The sequence below is a fragment of the Aliiroseovarius sp. PrR006 genome (assembly GCF_010500215.1).
Taxonomy (GTDB): domain Bacteria; phylum Pseudomonadota; class Alphaproteobacteria; order Rhodobacterales; family Rhodobacteraceae; genus Aliiroseovarius.
In genome coordinates this window covers 1,621,423-1,640,390 of record NZ_JAAGOY010000004.1, presented here as the reverse complement: position 1 = coordinate 1,640,390, position 18,968 = coordinate 1,621,423, and the positions used below count along the sequence as shown (strand labels likewise).

16 protein-coding genes are annotated in these 18,968 nt (G+C 60.6%); 3 read left to right on the top strand and 13 right to left on the bottom strand.

Annotated elements, in window-relative coordinates:
* Positions 1 to 64: 64 nt before the first annotated feature.
* Complete coding sequence (locus G0Q00_RS08025) at positions 65 to 1,087, bottom strand: aspartate-semialdehyde dehydrogenase (protein WP_163038008.1); 1,023 nt, start codon at positions 1,085 to 1,087, stop codon at positions 65 to 67.
* A 356-nt stretch (positions 1,088 to 1,443) separates the two neighbouring features.
* Here G0Q00_RS08025 and G0Q00_RS08020 point away from each other — a divergent pair, with 356 nt between their 5' ends.
* A complete protein-coding gene (locus tag G0Q00_RS08020) occupies positions 1,444 to 2,760 on the top strand; it encodes a DEAD/DEAH box helicase (protein WP_163038006.1) in 1,317 nt (438 codons plus the stop codon).
* Here the strand turns inward: G0Q00_RS08020 and G0Q00_RS08015 are convergent.
* Together G0Q00_RS08015 and hemE are read right to left on the bottom strand one after the other, a co-directional pair.
* Complete coding sequence (locus G0Q00_RS08015) at positions 2,757 to 3,944, bottom strand: MFS transporter (RefSeq protein WP_163038004.1); 1,188 nt, start codon at positions 3,942 to 3,944, stop codon at positions 2,757 to 2,759. The genes G0Q00_RS08020 and G0Q00_RS08015 overlap by 4 nt on opposite strands.
* Before the next feature lie 116 nt (positions 3,945 to 4,060).
* A complete protein-coding gene (gene hemE, locus G0Q00_RS08010) occupies positions 4,061 to 5,098 on the bottom strand; it encodes a uroporphyrinogen decarboxylase (protein WP_163038002.1) in 1,038 nt (345 codons plus the stop codon).
* A 115-nt stretch (positions 5,099 to 5,213) separates the two neighbouring features.
* On the opposite strand from hemE, the gene hemC reads away from it, so the two are divergent.
* Positions 5,214 to 6,170, top strand: a complete 957-nt coding sequence (hemC, locus tag G0Q00_RS08005; protein ID WP_163038000.1) for a hydroxymethylbilane synthase — start codon at positions 5,214 to 5,216, stop codon at positions 6,168 to 6,170.
* A gap of 48 nt (positions 6,171 to 6,218) precedes the next feature.
* Here the strand turns inward: hemC and G0Q00_RS08000 are convergent, their stop codons facing one another.
* From G0Q00_RS08000 to clpS, 6 genes are all read right to left on the bottom strand, one after another.
* The gene (locus tag G0Q00_RS08000; protein WP_163037998.1) at positions 6,219 to 7,394 is read right to left on the bottom strand and encodes an acetyl-CoA C-acyltransferase family protein; all 1,176 of its coding nucleotides are present in this window, start codon (positions 7,392 to 7,394) and stop codon (positions 6,219 to 6,221) included.
* Between the two features lie 86 nt (positions 7,395 to 7,480).
* Positions 7,481 to 7,930 carry a MarR family winged helix-turn-helix transcriptional regulator gene (locus tag G0Q00_RS07995; protein WP_163037996.1) on the bottom strand — a complete coding sequence of 150 codons (450 nt, stop codon included), beginning with the start codon at positions 7,928 to 7,930 and terminating at the stop codon, positions 7,481 to 7,483.
* Between the two features lie 158 nt (positions 7,931 to 8,088).
* A complete protein-coding gene (gene hemF / locus G0Q00_RS07990) occupies positions 8,089 to 8,979 on the bottom strand; it encodes an oxygen-dependent coproporphyrinogen oxidase (protein ID WP_163037994.1) in 891 nt (296 codons plus the stop codon).
* Between the two features lie 92 nt (positions 8,980 to 9,071).
* Complete coding sequence (locus tag G0Q00_RS07985; RefSeq protein WP_163037992.1) at positions 9,072 to 9,899, bottom strand: SDR family NAD(P)-dependent oxidoreductase; 828 nt, start codon at positions 9,897 to 9,899, stop codon at positions 9,072 to 9,074.
* A 46-nt stretch (positions 9,900 to 9,945) separates the two neighbouring features.
* Positions 9,946 to 10,935, bottom strand: coding sequence for a class I SAM-dependent methyltransferase (locus G0Q00_RS07980; protein WP_163037990.1), 990 nt, complete (start codon positions 10,933 to 10,935; stop codon positions 9,946 to 9,948).
* Positions 10,936 to 10,956: 21 nt separating this feature from the next.
* The gene (gene clpS, locus G0Q00_RS07975) at positions 10,957 to 11,298 is read right to left on the bottom strand and encodes an ATP-dependent Clp protease adapter ClpS (protein ID WP_133489087.1); all 342 of its coding nucleotides are present in this window, start codon (positions 11,296 to 11,298) and stop codon (positions 10,957 to 10,959) included.
* Between the two features lie 399 nt (positions 11,299 to 11,697).
* Here clpS and G0Q00_RS07970 point away from each other — a divergent pair, with 399 nt between their 5' ends.
* Entirely contained in the window at positions 11,698 to 13,206 is a 1,509-nt protein-coding gene (locus G0Q00_RS07970) for a D-alanyl-D-alanine carboxypeptidase family protein (protein WP_163037988.1), read from the top strand.
* A gap of 6 nt (positions 13,207 to 13,212) precedes the next feature.
* On the opposite strand, the gene G0Q00_RS07965 is transcribed toward G0Q00_RS07970, so the two are convergent.
* Genes G0Q00_RS07965 through G0Q00_RS07950 form a run of 4 tightly spaced genes read right to left on the bottom strand, consistent with a single transcriptional unit; the run spans position 13,213 to position 18,948 of the window.
* Entirely contained in the window at positions 13,213 to 14,820 is a 1,608-nt protein-coding gene (locus G0Q00_RS07965) for an ABC transporter ATP-binding protein (protein ID WP_163037986.1), read from the bottom strand.
* Positions 14,817 to 15,923 (bottom strand): ABC transporter permease, encoded by a 1,107-nt coding sequence (locus G0Q00_RS07960; protein WP_163037984.1) that lies wholly within the window; start codon positions 15,921 to 15,923, stop codon positions 14,817 to 14,819. Before G0Q00_RS07960 ends, G0Q00_RS07965 begins: the two co-directional genes overlap by 4 nt.
* A gap of 2 nt (positions 15,924 to 15,925) precedes the next feature.
* Complete coding sequence (locus tag G0Q00_RS07955; RefSeq protein ID WP_163037982.1) at positions 15,926 to 17,011, bottom strand: microcin C ABC transporter permease YejB; 1,086 nt, start codon at positions 17,009 to 17,011, stop codon at positions 15,926 to 15,928.
* 38 nt (positions 17,012 to 17,049) lie between these two features.
* The gene (locus G0Q00_RS07950) at positions 17,050 to 18,948 is read right to left on the bottom strand and encodes an extracellular solute-binding protein (RefSeq protein ID WP_239058349.1); all 1,899 of its coding nucleotides are present in this window, start codon (positions 18,946 to 18,948) and stop codon (positions 17,050 to 17,052) included.
* Positions 18,949 to 18,968: the final 20 nt, after the last annotated feature.

The following is an 18,968-nucleotide window of genomic DNA, read 5'->3' as shown; positions in this document are numbered from 1 at the left end:
ACACCACCCCACAAAAAAAGCCCCGCCAAATGGCAGGGCTTTCTCTTAATCTATCGAGGGTCAATCAGCCCTTCTTCAGAACCTCGCGGCCCAGCAGCTCGGCGATCTGGACGGCGTTCAGGGCGGCGCCCTTACGCAGGTTGTCCGAGACACACCACATGTTCAGGCCGTTCTCGACCGTCACGTCCTGACGGATACGGCTGATGAAGGTGGCGAAGTCGCCGACGCATTCAACCGGGGTCACGTAGCCGCCGTTCTCGCGCTTATCGACAACCAGCAGGCCGGGGGCCTGACGCAGGATGTCGCGGGCTTCGTCTTCGTCCAGGAACTCTTCGGTTTCGATGTTGATCGATTCCGAGTGGCCCACGAAGACCGGCACGCGCACGCAGGTCGCGGTGACTTTGATCGACGGGTCGACGATTTTCTTCGTCTCGGCGATCATCTTCCATTCTTCTTTCGTGTCACCCGAGTCCATGAAGACGTCGATGTGCGGGATCACGTTGAAGGCGATCTGCTTGGGGTAGACCTTCGGCTCGACTTCTTGACCGGGGACATACATGCCCTTGGTCTGGTTCCACAGCTCGTCAATCGCGTCTTTGCCCGAGCCCGACACCGACTGGTAGGTCGACACGACAACGCGCTTGATCTTGGCGCGGTCATGCAGAGGCTTCAGCGCCACAACCATCTGCGCGGTCGAGCAGTTGGGGTTTGCGATGATGTTCTTGTTTTTATAGTCGTGAATCGCATCCGGGTTTACCTCGGGCACGATCAGCGGGATGTCGGGGTCGTAACGATAGAGCGACGAGTTATCGATCACCACACAACCAGCCGCAGCCGCTTTCGGCGCGTATTCCTTGGTTGCTTCCGAACCCACAGCAAACAGCGCCATGTCCCAGCCGGTGAAGTCGAAAGTGTCCAGATCCTGGGTGGTCAGGGTCTTGTCACCAAAGCTGACTTCAGTACCGAGCGAACGGCGCGATGCAAGCGCGGCGATCTCGTCTACAGGAAACTGGCGTTCCGCCAGGATGTTCAGCATTTCGCGGCCCACGTTGCCCGTGGCGCCTACGACGGCGACTTTATAGCCCATTACGGCCTCCTATTTTCAGTTCGTCTTTGAACCACCCAAAGACGGGGGGTTCCTTAGAGCAATTCCGCCTTGCAGGAAAGGCTTTTCGCGTCGTTCCGACATGATTTGTCGTTGACTTGTGTGCAATTCGCTGTGATACGCGCGCTAACTGTCCGGTCGACGCGTGAGCGACCCGCCCCAGATGTGAGGCAGACAGTCCTTTCCACAAGTTCCCAAATCACGCGGGGTTCTAGCGGTCAGATCGGCGCTTGGGCATTCGGCCTTCGTGCGAGCATCCACCGCAAACCTAAGCGACGGGCGATCATGCCCCACCCGCGTGACAGCGGTGCACCCTTGCGTGTGCCAGAAAGACGATGATGACAAAATTTGCAGAGCTCGGGTTGGACCCGAAGCTGGTATCCGCCGTGACCGAGGCTGGTTACGAGACCCCAACCCCCATTCAAATTCAGGCCATTCCTTTGGTTCTGGAAGGCCGTGATGTCATGGGTCTGGCCCAAACCGGCACCGGCAAGACCGCGGCTTTTGGCTTGCCGCTGATCCATCAGCTTCTAAGCAACCATGACAAGCGTCAGCCGAAATCGGTTAAGGCGCTTGTACTAGCGCCGACCCGCGAGCTGGTGAACCAGATCGCTGACAACCTGCGCCTTTATGTGCAGGGCACCCACCTGAAAGTGCGCACCGTTGTTGGCGGTGTGTCGATCAACAAGCAGATCAGCATGCTGGCGAACGGGATCGACATACTGGTCGCCACGCCGGGGCGCCTGATTGACCTGATGGACCGTGGCTCGATCCGCTTGGATACGGCGACCTTCCTTGTTCTGGATGAAGCAGACCAGATGCTCGACATGGGTTTCATCCACGCGCTGCGCAAAATCGCGCCCGAACTGGGCGAGCCGCGCCAAACCATGCTGTTCTCGGCCACCATGCCCAAGTTGATGGCCGAACTGTCGAAAGCCTATCTGACCGATCCGGCGCGCGTGCAGGTGTCGCCTCCGGGCAAGGCGGCGGACAAGGTCACGCAGGGGCTCTATTACTGCCCTGACCGGGGGGCAAAGATCACCCGACTGGTTGATCTGCTCCGCCATGATGAGCAGGCACTGTCGCTGGTCTTCTCGCGCACCAAGCACGGGGCCGAGAAGCTGATGAAGCATCTGGTGCACGAAGGCTTCGCGGCGGTGTCGATCCACGGGAACAAAAGCCAAGGCCAGCGCGACCGCGCCCTTGCCGCCTTCCGTGCGGGCGAGGCGCGTATTCTGGTGGCCACCGATGTGGCCGCACGCGGGATCGACATTCCCGGCGTCAGCCATGTCTACAACTTTGACCTGCCCGAGGTCGCCGACAACTATGTCCACCGCATCGGCCGCACCGCGCGTGCGGGTGCCGACGGGGATGCGATCTCCTTCGTATCTGGTGTCGAACTAGGCCTGCTTCGTGACATCGAAAAGGTCATGAAGATCGAGATCCCGGTACTGGGTGGCAAACGCCCCGCCGAGGAAAAGCGCCCACAGCGCGGACAAGGTGGCGGCGGTGGTCGCCGTGGTGGCGGAGGCGGAGCTGGCGCAGGTGGCGGGCGCAAACCGCGCGGTGCGTCCGGTCAAGGGCCGAAGCCCGCAGGCAATCCGAACGGAGGCGCGGGTAAGCGCCGTCGTCGCAGGCCCCGTAAGTCGGCTTAGTCTGTACGGTCCTGACTGAACAGATACAGCAGGCAGCCGATCAGACCCGGCACAGCAAAGAACAGGAACACGGCCTGATAGGGGGCCGTGACCGCCACATCCGGACCTTGCGCTGAACGATACACGCTGGCCGAAGCGTATTGGAATACGCCCACGCCGCCGATCCCAAACATATTCATCAGCGTCACGCCCCGCCCAACAAGGTGGGGCGGATAGAAGCTGCGTCCGTGCGCCATGAGCAGTGGAAAACTGGCGGCAAACAATCCGATTGCGGCCATGGTCAACGATATATTCAGGACGCCAGCCTCGGGGAAGGCCCACAACAGGAACACCATGCCAACCGCGATCATGTTGCCGGTGAAAATCACCCATTTTCGGGTGCCAAAGATGCGATCCATCGGTCCATAGGCGAAGCTGCCCACCACCATGGCCAGTGCAATCGCCATGGTGACCCAGCCGATGCCTGTCGTGCCCAACCCATAGACATCGCGTAGGAAAGGACCGGCCCAGCTGCCGCGCAGCCCCGCCGCCGCCGCATAGTTGACGAACATCAGCGGGAACAGCGCCCAAAGCGCGGGCATTTTCAGCAGATCCAACACGGACCCCTTGGCTTGCCCCTCTTCGACCTCGACCTTTGGTGGGTTGTCGACCGTCACCATGATCAGCGCCGCGACCACTAGCGTCACAGCCGCCAAGGCCCACAGGCAGGTGCGCCAGCCAAACTGTTCGACCGCCAGCGCCAAGGGCAGGGCGCCCGCGATATTGCCCAGCGATCCAAATCCGATCACCATCCCTGCCAACGTGCCGAAGACGGCGGGGGAATAAAGCCGCGCGAAGATGAAATAGCTTGCCATCAAAACCGGAGAACACCCGATCCCGATCAAGATCATTGCATAGAGGATGTGATCCGGGCTGGAGGCCATGGCGAACATCGCGGCCCCTCCGGCCCCGCCAAGCGCCAGAAGGCCAGCGGCAACCTTACGCGGACCGATATTGTCCAAGGCCCAGCCCACGGGGATTTGCATCAGGGCAAAGACAAGGAACCAAGCGCCGGAAGCCTGAGCCAGATCCTCAGGCGTGGCGCCCAGATCTGTCTTCAACGCAGGTGTCATCACTGCCAGAAAGGCGCGATAAAACTGGCTTAGCACGTAAGCCACGATCAATGTGATGATACCAATCCGCATGTGGATCTCCTCAATTCAACCCGCGCAGAAAACACGTGGGCTCACCATTTGGCAAGCCCGCATTTTCTTGTCACAAATATCCTGGGGTGAGCCCGTCAGGGCGAGGGGCAACGCCCCTAGCCGCAGCTGCGCACGGTGTCGATCATCAGCTGCACATTTTCAGGATCGGCGTCCGGGGTGATCCCGTGGCCAAGGTTGAAGATATGCGGGCCGTTCTTGAAGGCGTCTACGATGGCGCGGGTCTCGTCGACCAAAGCCTGACCGCCCGTAACCATGTGGCTGGACTTCAGATTGCCCTGTACGCAGCCATCGACCTGCACATTCGCAGCCGCCCATTCCGGGCTGACCGAGTTGTCCAACGCAACGCAATCCACGCCGGTCGCCTTTGCAAACCCAACATAGCCCTCGCCCGCTTCGCGCGGGAAGCCGATGACGGGAATGCCGGGGTGACGTTTCTTCAGTTCTTGAGTGATCACACGGGCGGGCTCGACAGCGTATTTCTGGAAGTCCTCGCCCTTCAGCGATCCGGCCCAGCTGTCAAACAGCTTCACCACTTCGGCACCAGCCTCGATCTGTTTCGACAGATATTCAATGGTGCCCTCGGTCAGGCGGTCCATCACGGCTTCGAACAGCGGCCGATTCTCGGCCTTCAGCGCGTGTGCCGGGCCCTGATCCTTGGTGCCCTGACCGGCGATCATATAGGTCGCCACGGTCCACGGCATGCCAGCGAAACCGATCAGCGTGGTCTCTTCCGGCAGTTCGCGACGCAGAATGCGGACGGTTTCATAGATGGGGTTCAGCGTCTCGTGGATGTCATCCTTGCCCGACAGCTTGTCGAAATCGGCCTGCTCGGTGATCGTGGACAGACGCGGGCCTTCCCCGGTCACGAACCACAGATCCGCACCCAGCGCCTGCGGCAGCAGCAGGATGTCGGCAAACAGGATCGCCGCATCAAAGCCATAGCGGCGAATGGGCTGCAACGTGACCTCAGCCGCCAGTTCCGAGTTATAGCACAGTTTCAGGAAATCCCCGGCCTCGGCACGCGTCGCACGATACTCGGGCAGGTAACGCCCCGCCTGACGCATCATCCAGATTGGAGGGGTCGGAAGGGTCTCGCCTGCAAGTGCGCGCAGAATGGTCTTTTGCTGGGTCATAAGGTGGCCTTTCCTGTTCGGGTCCAAGCCTCGTCCCAAAGCAGCGGCAAGATGTCAAGCGCCGGGTGTGTCGCAGGCATGGACAGAGGGGGGCTTCGCGCGTAAACCAACCGCCATGACTTACACGCTTCCGACCCCCGACGCCCCCCTGAATATCGGCACCCGTGGCAGCCCCTTGGCGCTGGCGCAGGCCTATGAGACACGCCGCCGCCTGATGGCTGCGTTTGATCTGCCGGAAGCGGCGTTTGAGGTTGTGGTGATCCATACCACCGGTGACAACCGCTCGATGATCGACGCGGATCGCCCGCTGAAAGAGATCGGCAACAAGGGACTGTTCACCAAGGAAATCGAAGAGGCGATGCTGGATGGCCGCATCGACATTGCCGTGCATTCGATGAAGGACATGCCGGTTGAACAGCCCGAGGGGCTAGTGCTGGAGTGTTATCTGCCGCGTGAAGACACGCGCGATGCGTTCGTCTCGATCAAGTACACCTCGATTGCGGAGCTGCCGGAAGGGGCCGTCGTCGGCACCTCGTCCCTGCGCCGCAAATCGCAACTTCTGAACCGTCGTCCGGACCTGAACGTGGTCGAGTTCCGCGGCAACGTGCAGACCCGCCTGAAAAAGCTGGGTGACAACGTGGCCGAGGCGACCTTCCTTGCGATGGCCGGTCTGAACCGTCTGGGCATGGACGACGTCCCCGCAACAGCGATCGAGACCGCGGACATGCTGAACGCGGTCGCCCAAGGAGCCATCGGCATTGAACGCCGCGCGGACGACGCCCGCGCCAAGGATATGCTGGATGCGATCCACAACCTTGAAACCGGCCAACGTCTGGCCGCCGAACGTGCCTTCCTTGGGGCACTGGACGGATCGTGTGAGACCCCGATCGCGGGGCTGGCGACTTTGGACGGCGACACCCTGACCCTGAAGGGCGAGATTCTGCGGACAGACGGATCGGAAAGCGTCGCCGATCAGATTTCGGGCCCGATTTCTGACGGACCAGAACTGGGACGAACACTGGCTGAAAAGCTGTTGTCACAAGTGGGTGACGACTTCTTCGACTGGAAATAACAAAAGGCCCGGCATTGCGACCGGGCCTTTCTTCTTTTGGATGCTTGCTTACAGGCGCTCAATCGCCAGCGCGATCCCCTGACCGCCGCCGATACACATGGTGATCAGCGCTTTCGAGCCTCCGATGCGCTCCAACTCATACAGCGCTTTCACAGTGATGATCGCGCCTGTGGCGCCGACCGGATGGCCCAAGGCAATCGCGCCACCATTCGGGTTCACCTTGGCCGTGTCCAGACCTAGCCCTTTGTTCACCGCAATGGCCTGAGAGGCGAAGGCCTCGTTCGATTCGATCACGTCGAAATCGCTGACCGACAGCCCGGTGCGCGCCAGCAGGTTCTCGACCGCCGGGACGGGGCCGATGCCCATCACCTCGGGGCGGACGCCTGCATGGCCATAGCCGATGATGCGCGCTTTGGGTTTCAGGCCAGCGGCGTCGGCGGCGTCCGCGCGGGCCAGAACCAGTGCCGCAGCACCGTCATTGATGCCCGAGGCATTGCCCGCCGTCACACTGCCATCTCTCTGGAACGCGGGACGCAGACCTGCCAGCGCTTCGGCGGTGGTCGGCTTGGGGTGCTCGTCGCGGGCAAAGGCCACCACCTCGCGGCGCTTTTTGACCTCGACGGGCACGATCTGGCTGTCGAAATAGCCAGCTTCAATCGCAGCAGCGGCGCGGCGCTGGCTTTCCAGCGCAAACGCATCTTGGTCGTCGCGGGTCACGTTGTTCTCGGACGCGACGTTTTCAGCGGTGATGCCCATGTGGCCGGTGCCGAAAGGGCAGTTCAGCGCGCCGAGCATCATGTCCTGCGCACCCGTGTCGCCCATCTTCTGACCCCACCGCGCTTGCGGCAAGATATAGGGCGAGCGGCTCATGTTTTCGGCCCCGCCTGCCACGGCGAAATCTGCGTCGCCCAGCATCAGGTTCTGGGTCGCGGACACAATGGCCTGCAGGCCCGAGCCGCACAGGCGGTTCACGTTCATCGCGGGGGTGGTGTCTGGAATGCCGGCCTCGATCATTGCGACACGCGACAGATACATGTCGCGCGGCTCGGTGTTGATCACGTGACCAAACACAACGTGTCCGATCTGTTCCGGGGTGACACCAGCGCGGGCCATCGCCTCGCGGGTGACGGTTGCGCCAAGCGCGCTGGGTGGGGTTTGGGCAAGGCTGCCGCCAAAGCCACCGATTGCAGTGCGTACACCGTCAAGAATGACAATATCGGACATGTCTGGACCTCCTGTTTTGCATTGGCAGCATTGTGCCGTAAAGCAGAAGACCTGTCTTGTGTAACGCTCCGTCAGAGGGGTCCGGATCAGCTGTCAGCGGTGTTGCCGGGGGCTAGTTTGACCAAAAGATCTTCCAAAGCCTCGCGAAAACACGCATCTTCGGCGCCCAGAAGCGATGTCAGTTGTGCTTCATAATCATCGGCAATAGGGGCCAAAGCCTCGATCATCGCGCGCCCCTTGTCGGTCAGACACAGCTCAACCAGACGACGGTCATTGGGGTTGATGGTCTTGGTGACATAGCCCGCCGCCTCAAGCCGAGACGCCGCCCGGCTGACTTTTGGTTTGTCCATATCCACCCGCTTGTGGATCTCGCGCACGCTGACACTGTCGGCCTGGCTCAGATGTGCCACGACCCGCCATTCGGACACCGAAATCCCATAGGCCTCGCGGTAGTGTTTGGAAAACTCCGCGCTGACACGGCTGGACAGAACAGCAAGCTGATAGGGCAGGAAATCGTCAAGTTTAAAGCTGGTCACGCCTAGGCCTTTCGGGTTTTTCCACAGCTTGCCCCGACACGTCCGCCAAGGCAAGCCAAAGGCAATTCGCGCATTTTCTTGTCAAAAATATCCTGGGGTGAGCCCGCCAGGGCGAGGGGCAACGCCCCTCAGGCTCACGAAGTGAGCTACCGACGAGATTAGATCCACTTGGCCATTGGCGGCAGGCTCATCAGGACTGCATTCGCGTCGTGCCCCGTCGCCAGGCCAAACTTCGTACCGCGATCATAAACCAGATTGTATTCCGCATAGAGCCCGCGATGCACCAGCTGCGTGTCCTTGTCGACCTCGTTCCACGGCGTGTTGCGGCGTTTTTCGGTCAGCGGAACGAAGGCAGGCAGAAAGGCGCGGCCGATGTCTTGGGTCAGGGCAAAGTCGATTTCCCAATCGCCGGTGTTGCGGTCATCCATGAAGATTCCGCCGACGCCGCGGGCACGGCCACGGTGGGGGACATAGAAATACTCGTCCGCCCACTCCTTCAGCTTGCCGTAAAGCGTGGGGTCATGGGGATCCAGATGCTCTTTCTGAACAGTGTGGAAATGCGCCGTGTCTTCGTCATATTCGATGCAGGGGTTCAGGTCCGAGCCACCACCGAACCACCACGCATTGGGCGTCCAGAACATGCGGGTGTTCATGTGCACCGCAGGGCAGTGCGGGTTCTGCATATGTGCCACCAGCGAAATGCCCGAGGCCCAGAAGCGGGGATCATCCTCGATCCCCGGCACACCTCGCGCGGCCATTGCCTGCTGCGCTGGCTTGCCCAGCGTGCCGTAGACGGTCGAGATGTTGACGCCCACTTTCTCGAACACGCGCCCGCCGCGCATGACGCTCATCAATCCGCCACCGGCATCCGATCCGTCATCCGACTGGCGGGTGGTTTTGGTGACCTCAAACCGACCGGCAGGCTGATCCGACAGGGGCCCGTCCTTCTGGCTGTCTTCCAGCGCCTCGAACGCGGCAACGATCTGGTCGCGCAGATCGTGGAACCACTGGCTGGCGCGGGCTTTTTGATCGGTCATCTGGTCGGTCATCATGGGCTCCGGGTGTCAAAAGTTACGGCTGTCCGGACCAGCTATCAAAGCTGGGCGGATTTGGCAAAAGGCAGGATGCCGCGAGGGGGATGTCAGTGCGCCGGGTTGCCCACCACGTCCAACAGGCTGCGTCCGCCATCGACCTGAACAATCTGGCCGGTCATGAAGCTGGACGCTTCTGACACCAGAAACTGCACTGCCTCGGTGATGTCCGCGGCCGGTGCGATCCGCCCCAAGGGCGTGCCGTCGATGATGTCCTGCCGGGTCTCGGGGTTCTCTCGGATCGTATTGCGCAGGCTTGCGCTCATTAACGAGCCAAAGGACACGGCGTTCACTCGGATGCGGTTGGGGGCCAGCGCCACGGCCAGCGACCGTGTCATCTGATCCACCGCCGCCGAGGCGATCGAATAGGCCATCAGCCCCGGTTGCGTGCGGGTCGACGCGATCGAGGACAGGTTCACGATGGCGCCCAACGGGGTTTCAGTATCGTCTTCGTCCAGTTCCTCGCCTTGCAGGATCATCCGTTTGGCCACCTGCTGGCTCAGGCGCAGGCTGGTCATCAGGTTCTGATCCAGCAAGCAGGTGACGGATTTGTCATCCACGTCCAGAGGATCCGCCAGTGACACTTGGCGCGAGGCGTTGATCAAAATGTCTACCCGCTCGAATGCGTCGATCGTGGCGGACAACAGGTTTGCGATGGTTAGCTTCTCGCGCAGGTCGCCTGCGAAGATGCGGGTGTTCCCGGCCTCGTCGCTGGTCTCATCGGGGTTCGGGCCCCATTGATCCAGAAGCCCTGCTTCGTCCATGTCGGCGCACACCACATTGGCGCCATGATCGGCGAAATGGCGGGCGATGGATAGGCCGATGCCGTTTGCGGCGCCGGTGATGATGGCGGTCTTGCCTGCGATGTTGAAGGACATGAGCTCTCCTATCTCGGGGCGATTCCCCGCGCCAGACTAGCGGAAGTTACCGCGCCACGCGATGAGGTTTCAGCCCGGCCAGAAGCTTGAAGCCCGGCGTGCCGCCCAGATCCTCGACCACGCGGAAATATTTGGCCAGCGTGTCTTCGTACGGAAGGTGGCGGTTGGCAACCATGACGAAGCGGCCCGAGGGCTTCAGGATGCGTGCTGCCGACTGGATGAAGGCCTGTCCCAATTCGGGACGGCCCGCGCGGCTGGTGTGAAACGGCGGGTTCGAGATCACCACGTCATAGGGCTGATCCGGCGTGAACGCGGTGGCGTCGTCCCAGAGGAAACTTGCACGCGGGTCGTCGATGTTGCGACGGGCGCAGTCCAGCGCCACCTTGTCGGCCTCAATCAGGTCCAGCGCCTCGACCCCTTCGCGCGACAGGATGTGGCGTGACAGATATCCCCAGCCCGCACCCAGATCGGCCACGCGGCCATTGATGACATCGGGCATGGCCGCAGCCAGAACCTCGGACCCTTTGTCGAACTTCTCGGCCGAGAAGACACCGGGGCGGGTGATGAACCCGTCGGGCAGGGTGATGTCTTGGGCTTCCCACTCCGGGGCGTCCAGACCTTGAAACCAGACGATCTTGCCATGCGCCTTCGACAGGTTCCCCAGCAGGTTCGCGCGTTTCTTCAGCGCCTTCAGATGGCTGTCCATCCCGTCCGTCTTTTGGCCGTCCAGAATGACCAATCCGCCATCTGTGGCGCGATTGGCGGTATAAAGCCACGCCTGCGCTTGTGACTTAGATCGGGGCGCACAGACCAGCGCGGCGGCGAAGCCTGCGTCCGGCAGGTCGTTGACAACCTTGTATCCGCGTGCGGTCCAGAACTGCACGTCGGGGAAGAAGTGGCTGTAGATCGTCACGCGATCTTTGGGCAGCGCCGAGACGTCGTGATCCGGCGTCGGGCCGATCACCAGAATGTCGCCTTCGTCAGGCAACGCAATCAACCCATCATCAAGGGCAATAGGCAAACGTGTTTGAAGCATGTCAGACCCCGCGCGCGGCGGTCATTCCTTTTCCATGGTGCATTGCAGCGGATGTTGGTGCTCACGCGCCAGCTGCATCACCTGAGTAACCTTGGTTTCCGCGATCTCGTACGAGAAGACACCGGCGACGGCCAGCCCCTTCTTGTGCACGGTCAACATCAGCTCGAACGCTTGTGAATGGTTCAGACCAAAGAAGCGTTCCAGCACCATGACGACAAATTCCATCGGGGTGAAATCGTCATTCAGCAGCAGCACCTTGTACATCGGCGGGCGCTTGGTCTTGGGCTTGGTTGCAACCGCAAGGCCAGCGTCACCGTCATCATCGGGACCGCCCGAGGACAGGATGAAGGGTGATGTTGTCATGTCGACATCGCTCCGTGGGTTGCAGTCAAAGGCATCCGGGACACACAATATAGGGCTTGTCCGTGCCGTGAAAAGGGGCAGGGGACTGTGCATCCGGAACCGCTCATACAAAAAGAGCGCGTAAGTCTCAACATTTGGTTTCGTTGAAGGGGCTAGATCCGCCAAATCCGGCATCTATACGATCCTGAGCGTACGCGAGGGATGCGTAGATTTGGTGGCGATGCCCCCTCAGGTGCACCATATTTTGTGGATGATTGTGCGCCGTGACTCTCAGGACACGCCATGCGGCTAAGTAAATAAGCGGTTTCCCAAACGATTTCCGCGTGCTAGCCTGAAAAAAACAAATCAGCTGGGCGAAAAAAAGATCCGGCGATTGAGGCAGAAAAGGTAACCGTCGTGATGACGCGTTTTAAGCAGTTGGCCCGTTTTGGGTTCTTTCTCGCAGTTATTGGCTGTTTGGTGGCGCTTGCCCCCACACGTGCACAGGCCGCGCCCTATGCGGCGATGGTGATTGACGCGCGCACCGGCAAAGTTCTGCATTCTCGCAACGCGGATACCCGGCTACACCCGGCCTCTTTGACCAAAATGATGACGCTTTACGTCGCCTTCGAGGCGATCAAGCATGGCGAGATCTCGGCCGACACTGTTGTGACCATCACCGGAAAAGCTGCCGCCGAGCCGCCGTCTAAACTGGGTCTGCGCAAGGGCCAGAAGATCAAGCTGCGCTACCTGATCCGCGCCGCTGCGGTGAAATCTGCAAATGACGCGGCCACGGCGATCGGCATCGCAATCTCGGGATCCGAAGCTGCCTTTGCACGTCGCATGAACCGCACCGCCAAGGCGCTGGGCATGACGCGTACGCATTTCAAGAACGCACACGGTCTGACCGAAAGCGGTCACCTGTCCACGGCGCGTGACATGACCACGCTGGGCCGTCACCTGTTCTATGACCACCCGGATTACTACAACCTGTTCTCGCGCCGCTCGACCCATGCTGGGATGAAGTCCGTCAACAACACCAACCGCCGCTTTCTGAACGCCTATAAAGGCGCGGATGGCATTAAGACGGGCTTTACCAATGCTGCCGGGTTCAACTTGGTTGCCTCGGCGGAGCGTGGGCAAGAACGGATTATCACCACCGTATTCGGCGGGCGCTCGACCGCATCGCGCAACGCCAAAGTGGCCGAGCTGATGGACCTTGGTTTCCGTCGCGCGCCCAGCCATGCGGCCGTGCGCAAGCCTGAGCTGCCCGTTTATGCGGGGAATGTTGGAAGTGACGCCCCCGAACCGGGTGCCGCTGGCAAGACCATTCGCCTGATCACCGCCGTCAAACGCAGCCCGCGCCCCGCGCCCCGTCCGGGAGTGGCGCAAGAGCTGGTCGTCGACACGCAATTGGCCAGCCTGACTGACAGCATCAAAGACGCCGTGGTCGCAGTTACCGAAGACGGTACCACGTCACCCGAGGCCGAAGCCATCGCCATGGTTCCGGCGATCGAAACGACCCCGGTGCCGGCGGCTGTTCAACCCTTCGGTGGCGAGGCGACCATCGCTTCTGCGGCCATGACGTCGCCTCCGCCGCGTCCCGCAGCGATCATCCTCGCCTCGCTGGAACCCACGGCGCAACCCGCCGAGGCCGCGCCCGAGATCGTGACCCGCATGTCTACCTCGGGTGGGCGGCACTATGCGATCAACGTGGGCGTTCTGGGCACCCGCTATCACGCCGAACGCCGCCTGCTGAAAACCGCATTGCGCGAGCTTGATACGCTGGACGAGGCTTTGCGCAAGGTCATCAAACGCTCGGACGGGTGGCATGCGAACTTTGTCAGCCTGACGCAGGAACAGGCCGATCTGGCCTGCCGTCGCCTGAACGCCCGCAACACGCGTTGCAAGGTAATTGGGCCGTCCTAATTCGATCTACTGAGAAACGGCGTCGCTGGCCTTCATGTCGAAGGCCGCGGCCATCAGCGCGCGGGTATAGTCTGTCGCGGGCGCGTCAAAGATCTGATCAGCATCGCCGCTTTCCACCACGTCGCCCGCCCGCATCACCAGCACCTTGTGGCTGAGCGCACGCACGACGCGCAGGTCGTGGCTGATGAATAGATAAGCCAGCCCGTGCTTTTTCTGCAAATTGCGCAGAAGCTCGACGATCTGGACCTGTACGGTCATGTCCAGCGCCGAAGTCGGTTCGTCCAGAACAACCAGTTTCGGGCGTAGGATCATCGCGCGGGCAATGGCGATGCGCTGACGCTGACCGCCCGAGAATTCGTGCGGATAGCGGTGCATGGTGTCGGGGTCGAGACCCACTTCCTCCATGATCTCGGCCACCATCTCGCGCCGATTGCGGCCCGGTTCCAGCCCATGTACCGACAAGCCCTCGGCGATGATTTCCTCGGCGGTCATGCGGGGGGATAGCGACCCATATGGGTCTTGGAACACGATCTGCATATCACGGCGCAGCGGTTGCAACTGGCGAGATTTCAGCCCCTGAATGCCATCGCCCATGAAGACAATCGGCCCGTCGGAGCTGATCAATCGCATAACGGCCAGCGCCAGTGTGGTTTTGCCCGAGCCACTTTCACCGACGATGCCGATGGTCTCGCCCGCGCGCACGTTGAAGGTTGCGGCGTTCACCGCCTTGATGTGGCCAACGGTACGACGCATCAGACCGCGCTGGATGGGGAACCAGATGCGCAGGTCTTTAGCGGATGCGATTTCGGGTGCGTCTGCGGGGACGGGATCGGGGCGGCCATGTGCCTCGGCCCCCAGCAGCATTTTGGTATACTCGTGCTGCGGGTTCTCGAAGACTTCGGCGGTCGGGCCGGTCTCGACGATCTCGCCGTCTTTCATGACGCAGACGCGGTCCGCAATTTTGCGCACGATGCCAAGGTCGTGGGTGATGAACAGAAGGCTCATCCCCTCGCTTTCCTTCAGATCTGCCAGCAAGTCGAGGATTTGCGCCTGAATGGTCACATCGAGCGCCGTGGTGGGTTCGTCCGCGATCAGCAGTTCAGGCCCATTGGCAAGCGCCATGGCGATCATCACGCGCTGACGTTGCCCGCCGGACAGTTGGTGCGGATAGTTTGGTAGCCGGGTTTCGGCGTCACGAATGCCGACCTTGTCCAGAAGTTCCAGAATGCGCGTACGCACGGCGTCGCCGGTTAGCCCTTGATGCAGTTGGATCGATTCCGCCATCTGCTTTTCAATCGTGTGGAGCGGGTTCAGCGATGTCATCGGTTCCTGAAAGATGAAGCTGATGTCATTGCCGCGCACGTCGCGCAAATCAGACTTGGACGCGCCGATCATCTCGCGCCCTTCGTAGGTGATCGATCCGGTGACCTCGGCGCTGTCCGGCAGAAGTGACACGGTTGACAGGGCGGATACAGATTTTCCCGATCCACTTTCGCCCACCAGCGCGACGGTTTCGCCCTTTTCCACGTCAAAGCTGATCCCACGCAGGGCGGGGTGGCTTTGCCCATCCTGTCGGAACGAGACGCTTAGGTTGTTGACGTTCAGAAGGCTCATTGGAAGGTCTTTCTTGGGTCAAACGCGTCCCGCACACCTTCGAAAATGAAGACGAGCAGTGACAGAAGGATCGAGAAGGTCATGAAGGCGGTAAAGGCCAGCCACGGGGCTTGCAGGTTCTGTTTTGCCTGACGGGTCAGCTCGCCCAGTGACGGGGCCGAGGACGGAAGGCCAAAGCCAAGGAAGTCCAGTGTCGCCAGTGTCGAGATCGTGCCGGTGATGATGAAGGGCAGCATGGTCAGCGTGGCGACCATCGCATTGGGCAGCACGTGGCGGAACATGATCACGCGGTTCGAGACCCCAAGCGCGCGGGCAGCGCGGACATATTCGAAATTGCGGGCGCGCAGGAACTCGGCGCGGACGACGCCCACCAAGGCGGGCCAGCCGAACAGCACGGTGACGAAGACCAGCAGCCAGAAACTTCGTCCAAGGATCGCGAACAGGATGATGATCACGTAAAGCGACGGGGTCGACGACCAGATTTCAAGAATCCGCTGGAAGATCAGGTCGATCCAACCACCGAAATAGCCCTGAATGGCCCCTGCGGCGATACCGATGACTGAGGTCAGCACCGTAACGACAATGGTGAAGAAGACTGACAGCCGGAAGCCATAGATCACACGGGCTAGCACGTCGCGTGCGGTGTCGTCTGTACCCAGAAGGTGCTGCGCATCGGGCGCGCTGGGGGCGGCGCCATCGATGTCGTTGATAGTGGTATAGCTGTAGGGGACCGGCGGCCAGATCAGCCACCCTTTACTGATTGGTTCGCCCTCGACCGTACCGGTCTTGGCTTCGGCAATCACGCCTTCGGGGTCGTCCCAGCAGGCCTCGGACCCTTGGGCGATGATCAGGCATTGCACCTCGATATCGCCATAGACGGCTTCGGTCTTGAAATCGCCGCCGAACGCGGTTTCGGGGTAGAATTTGACGACAGGCGTGTAGAAACTGCCATCATACTTCACCAAGATCGGTTTGTCGTTCGCCAGAAGCTCGGCAAATAGCGACAGGCCAAACAGGATCGCGAACAGGATCAGCGACCAGAAGGCGCGGCCATTGCGGCGGAAGTTGCGCCAGCGGCGTTGGTTGAGGGGGGAAAGCGCCATAATCAGACCTCGCGCCCTTCAAAGTCGATGCGGGGGTCGACGAAGACATACATGAGGTCCGACAGGATGCCGACCAGAAGGCCAAGCAGGCCGAAGACGAAAAGGGTGCCGAAAATCACCGGATAGTCACGGGCCAGCGCGGCCTCGTAGCCCAGACGTCCCAGCCCATCCAGAGAGAAAAGCGTTTCGATGATCACCGAGCCGCCGAAGAACACGCCCAGAAAGACCGAGGGGAAGCCCGCGATCACAATCAGCATCGCGTTGCGGAAGACGTGGCCGTACAGCACTTTGTTCTCGGCCAGACCCTTGGCGCGGGCGGTGACGACATATTGCTTCTTGATCTCATCCAGAAAGCTGTTCTTGGTCAGCAAGGTGAGCGTGGCGAAGCTGGCAATCGTCGAGGCCAGAACCGGCAGGGTGATGTGCCAGAAGTAATCCACGACCTTGCCCCACAGTGACAACTCCTCCCAGTTGTCGGACGTCAGACCGCGCAGTGGGAACCATTGCAGGTACGACCCGCCTGCGAATAGCACTAGCAGAAGGATCGCGAACAGAAAGCCCGGGATGGCATAGGCCACGATGATCATGCCCGAGGTCCAAGTGTCGAATTTCGATCCGTCGCGCACGGCTTTCTGAATGCCCAGCGGGATCGACACCATGTAAGCAATCACGGTGGACCACAGCCCAAGCGTGATTGAGACAGGCATCTTCTCGGCCACCAGTTCAAACACACCGATCGAGCGGAAGTAGCTTTCGCCGAAATCCAGCCGCATATAGTTCCAGATCATGGTGAAGAACCGCTCAAGCGGCGGCTTGTCGAAGCCGAATTCTTTTTCCAGCTCGGCAATGAACTCCGCAGGCAGGCCGCGCGCACCCAGATAGCTTTCATCGCCGCTGCTGGCCGCCTCAATCCCCGCGTCCCCGCCGCCCGAGATCGTTTCGAATACATCCCCGCCGCCTTCCATCTGGGCGATGATCTGCTCGATCGGGCCTCCGGGCACGAATTGCGTCAGCGTGAAATTGATCACCATGATCCCGAAAAGGGTCGGGATGATCAAAAGCAATCTTCGCAGGATATAGGCGCCCATATGCGGTCCTTGGTTTGTGCTCGGTTATACGGCGCGGGTTACTTCAACACGCCCGCCGCTTCCAACTTGGCGGCTTTGTCTGCGTCGTACCACCAGAAGGACAGTTCGCCCAGAGACAACGGCGGCAGATTTTCCGGGTAGCCGAAGACGTCATAGAAGGCCACGGTGTGCTTGTTCTTGTACCATTGCGGAATTGTGAAACCGATATGACGCAGCACGCGGTCCAGCGCGTTGGTCGAGGTGCGCAGCTGATCCAGCGTTTCCGACTGCGCCACGATGGGCAGCAGCGCATCCACTGCAGGATCGCGCAGACGCATCAGGTTGCGGGAGCTGTCATCGGCGGTTTTCGAATGGAACCATTGCTCTAGCCCAGTGCCGGGCTCGAATCCCATGCCAATCGAATGGGTCACAAGGTCGAAATCACCCGAGCGGGTGCGCTCGATATATTGCGGGATGTCCACACGGTCGAGTTTCGCATCTACGCCAAGCTGTTTCAGGTTCTCGACAATGGGATTGATCACGCGGTCAAACGCCGGGCTGTAGGTGACAAAGGTCGCCGACATGCGCTGGCCGTCTTTTTCAAGAAAGCCGCTCGATCCGATCTCCCACCCGGCTGTTTCCAGCAGTTTGTTGGCCGTCCGATAGAACTTGCGCGAGGGCCGGTTTTCGTCGGCGTTGTGGACCGGAGGCATCACGGCATCATCCGTCAGGATGCTTTCGGGCAGCAGGCCTTGATCGACCAGCGGCTGCAGGATTTCGACCTCGCCGGCGCTGGGGGCGCCTTTGGCCCCCAGATCAATGCCCGGCCAGAAGCTGTCGACACGGCTGTAGAGCCCGCGGAACAGGGCCTCGTTCGACCATTCGAAATTGAACATCAGCCCAAATGCGTCACGCACGTTGGGATCCTGCCAGACACCTTTGTCCAGATTGAAGATGAAGCTTTGCGCCGTGCCAACCGATCCATCGGGGAACTCGGCCTTGATTGCATAGCCGTTGCGCAGGTTCGGGAAGTCATAATCCTCGGCCCAGATTTGCGAGGAGTTTTCGGTGCGGAACGTGTAGGTGCCCGCCTTGAAGCCTTCCATCGCGGCGGTGCCGTCTGCGAAATAGATCGCCGTGATCTCGTCAAAGTTATTCTGACCAACCGACAGTGGGTGATCCGCGCCCCAATAATTCGGGTCGCGCACATAGGTCACGTGGCGGCCATAGTCGAAGCTGCCCAGCTTATAGGCGCCGGTCGCCATGAACGGCGCGTCGGATCGGTCGTCCACGCGTGCGCCGGTTTCTTCGAACCATGCTTTCGACAAGGCCATGCTGCTGCCGGCAAAGCTGATCCGATCACGTTTCGGGGCGTCCTCGGTGAAGGTGTATTTGACCTGAAGCGGGCCGATGACTTCGACGCCCGCAACGATTTCCGTGATGATGGCGCGGTATTCGGCGATGCCCTGTTCGACAAACAGGTTGTGGCTGAAGGCGATGTCCTCTGCCGTCATCTTCGTGCCGTCCCAGAAGGTCACGTCGTCGCGCAGGTTGAAGATGACCCAAGACAGATCGTCCGGATACTCCATCGTGGTGCAGAGGAAGCAATAGGTGCCATAGGGGTCGTCGGCGGTCGAAGTCAGGATGCTTTCATACCCGATCGTCGCCATCGAGGCCGTGGTCCCCTTGCGGGTGAACTGGTTGAAGCTGTCAAACGTGCCCTGCGCCCAGATCGAAATCTCGCCACCCTTCGGAGCGTTCGGGTTTACGTAATCCAGATGTTTGAAATCCGGACCGTATTTCAGTTCGCCAAAATTGGAATAGCCGTGGCTGACGGTGGTGTCCGCTTTAGCCGCCAAAGGTGACAACGCCAGCAAAGCCCCTGCGGCCAGTCCGAACCCAAGAGTCAGGGCACGGGTGTCGGGTCGGGTCATGGTCTTTGTCTGTGCGTCGCGCATGGCGATACCTCCGTTCATCA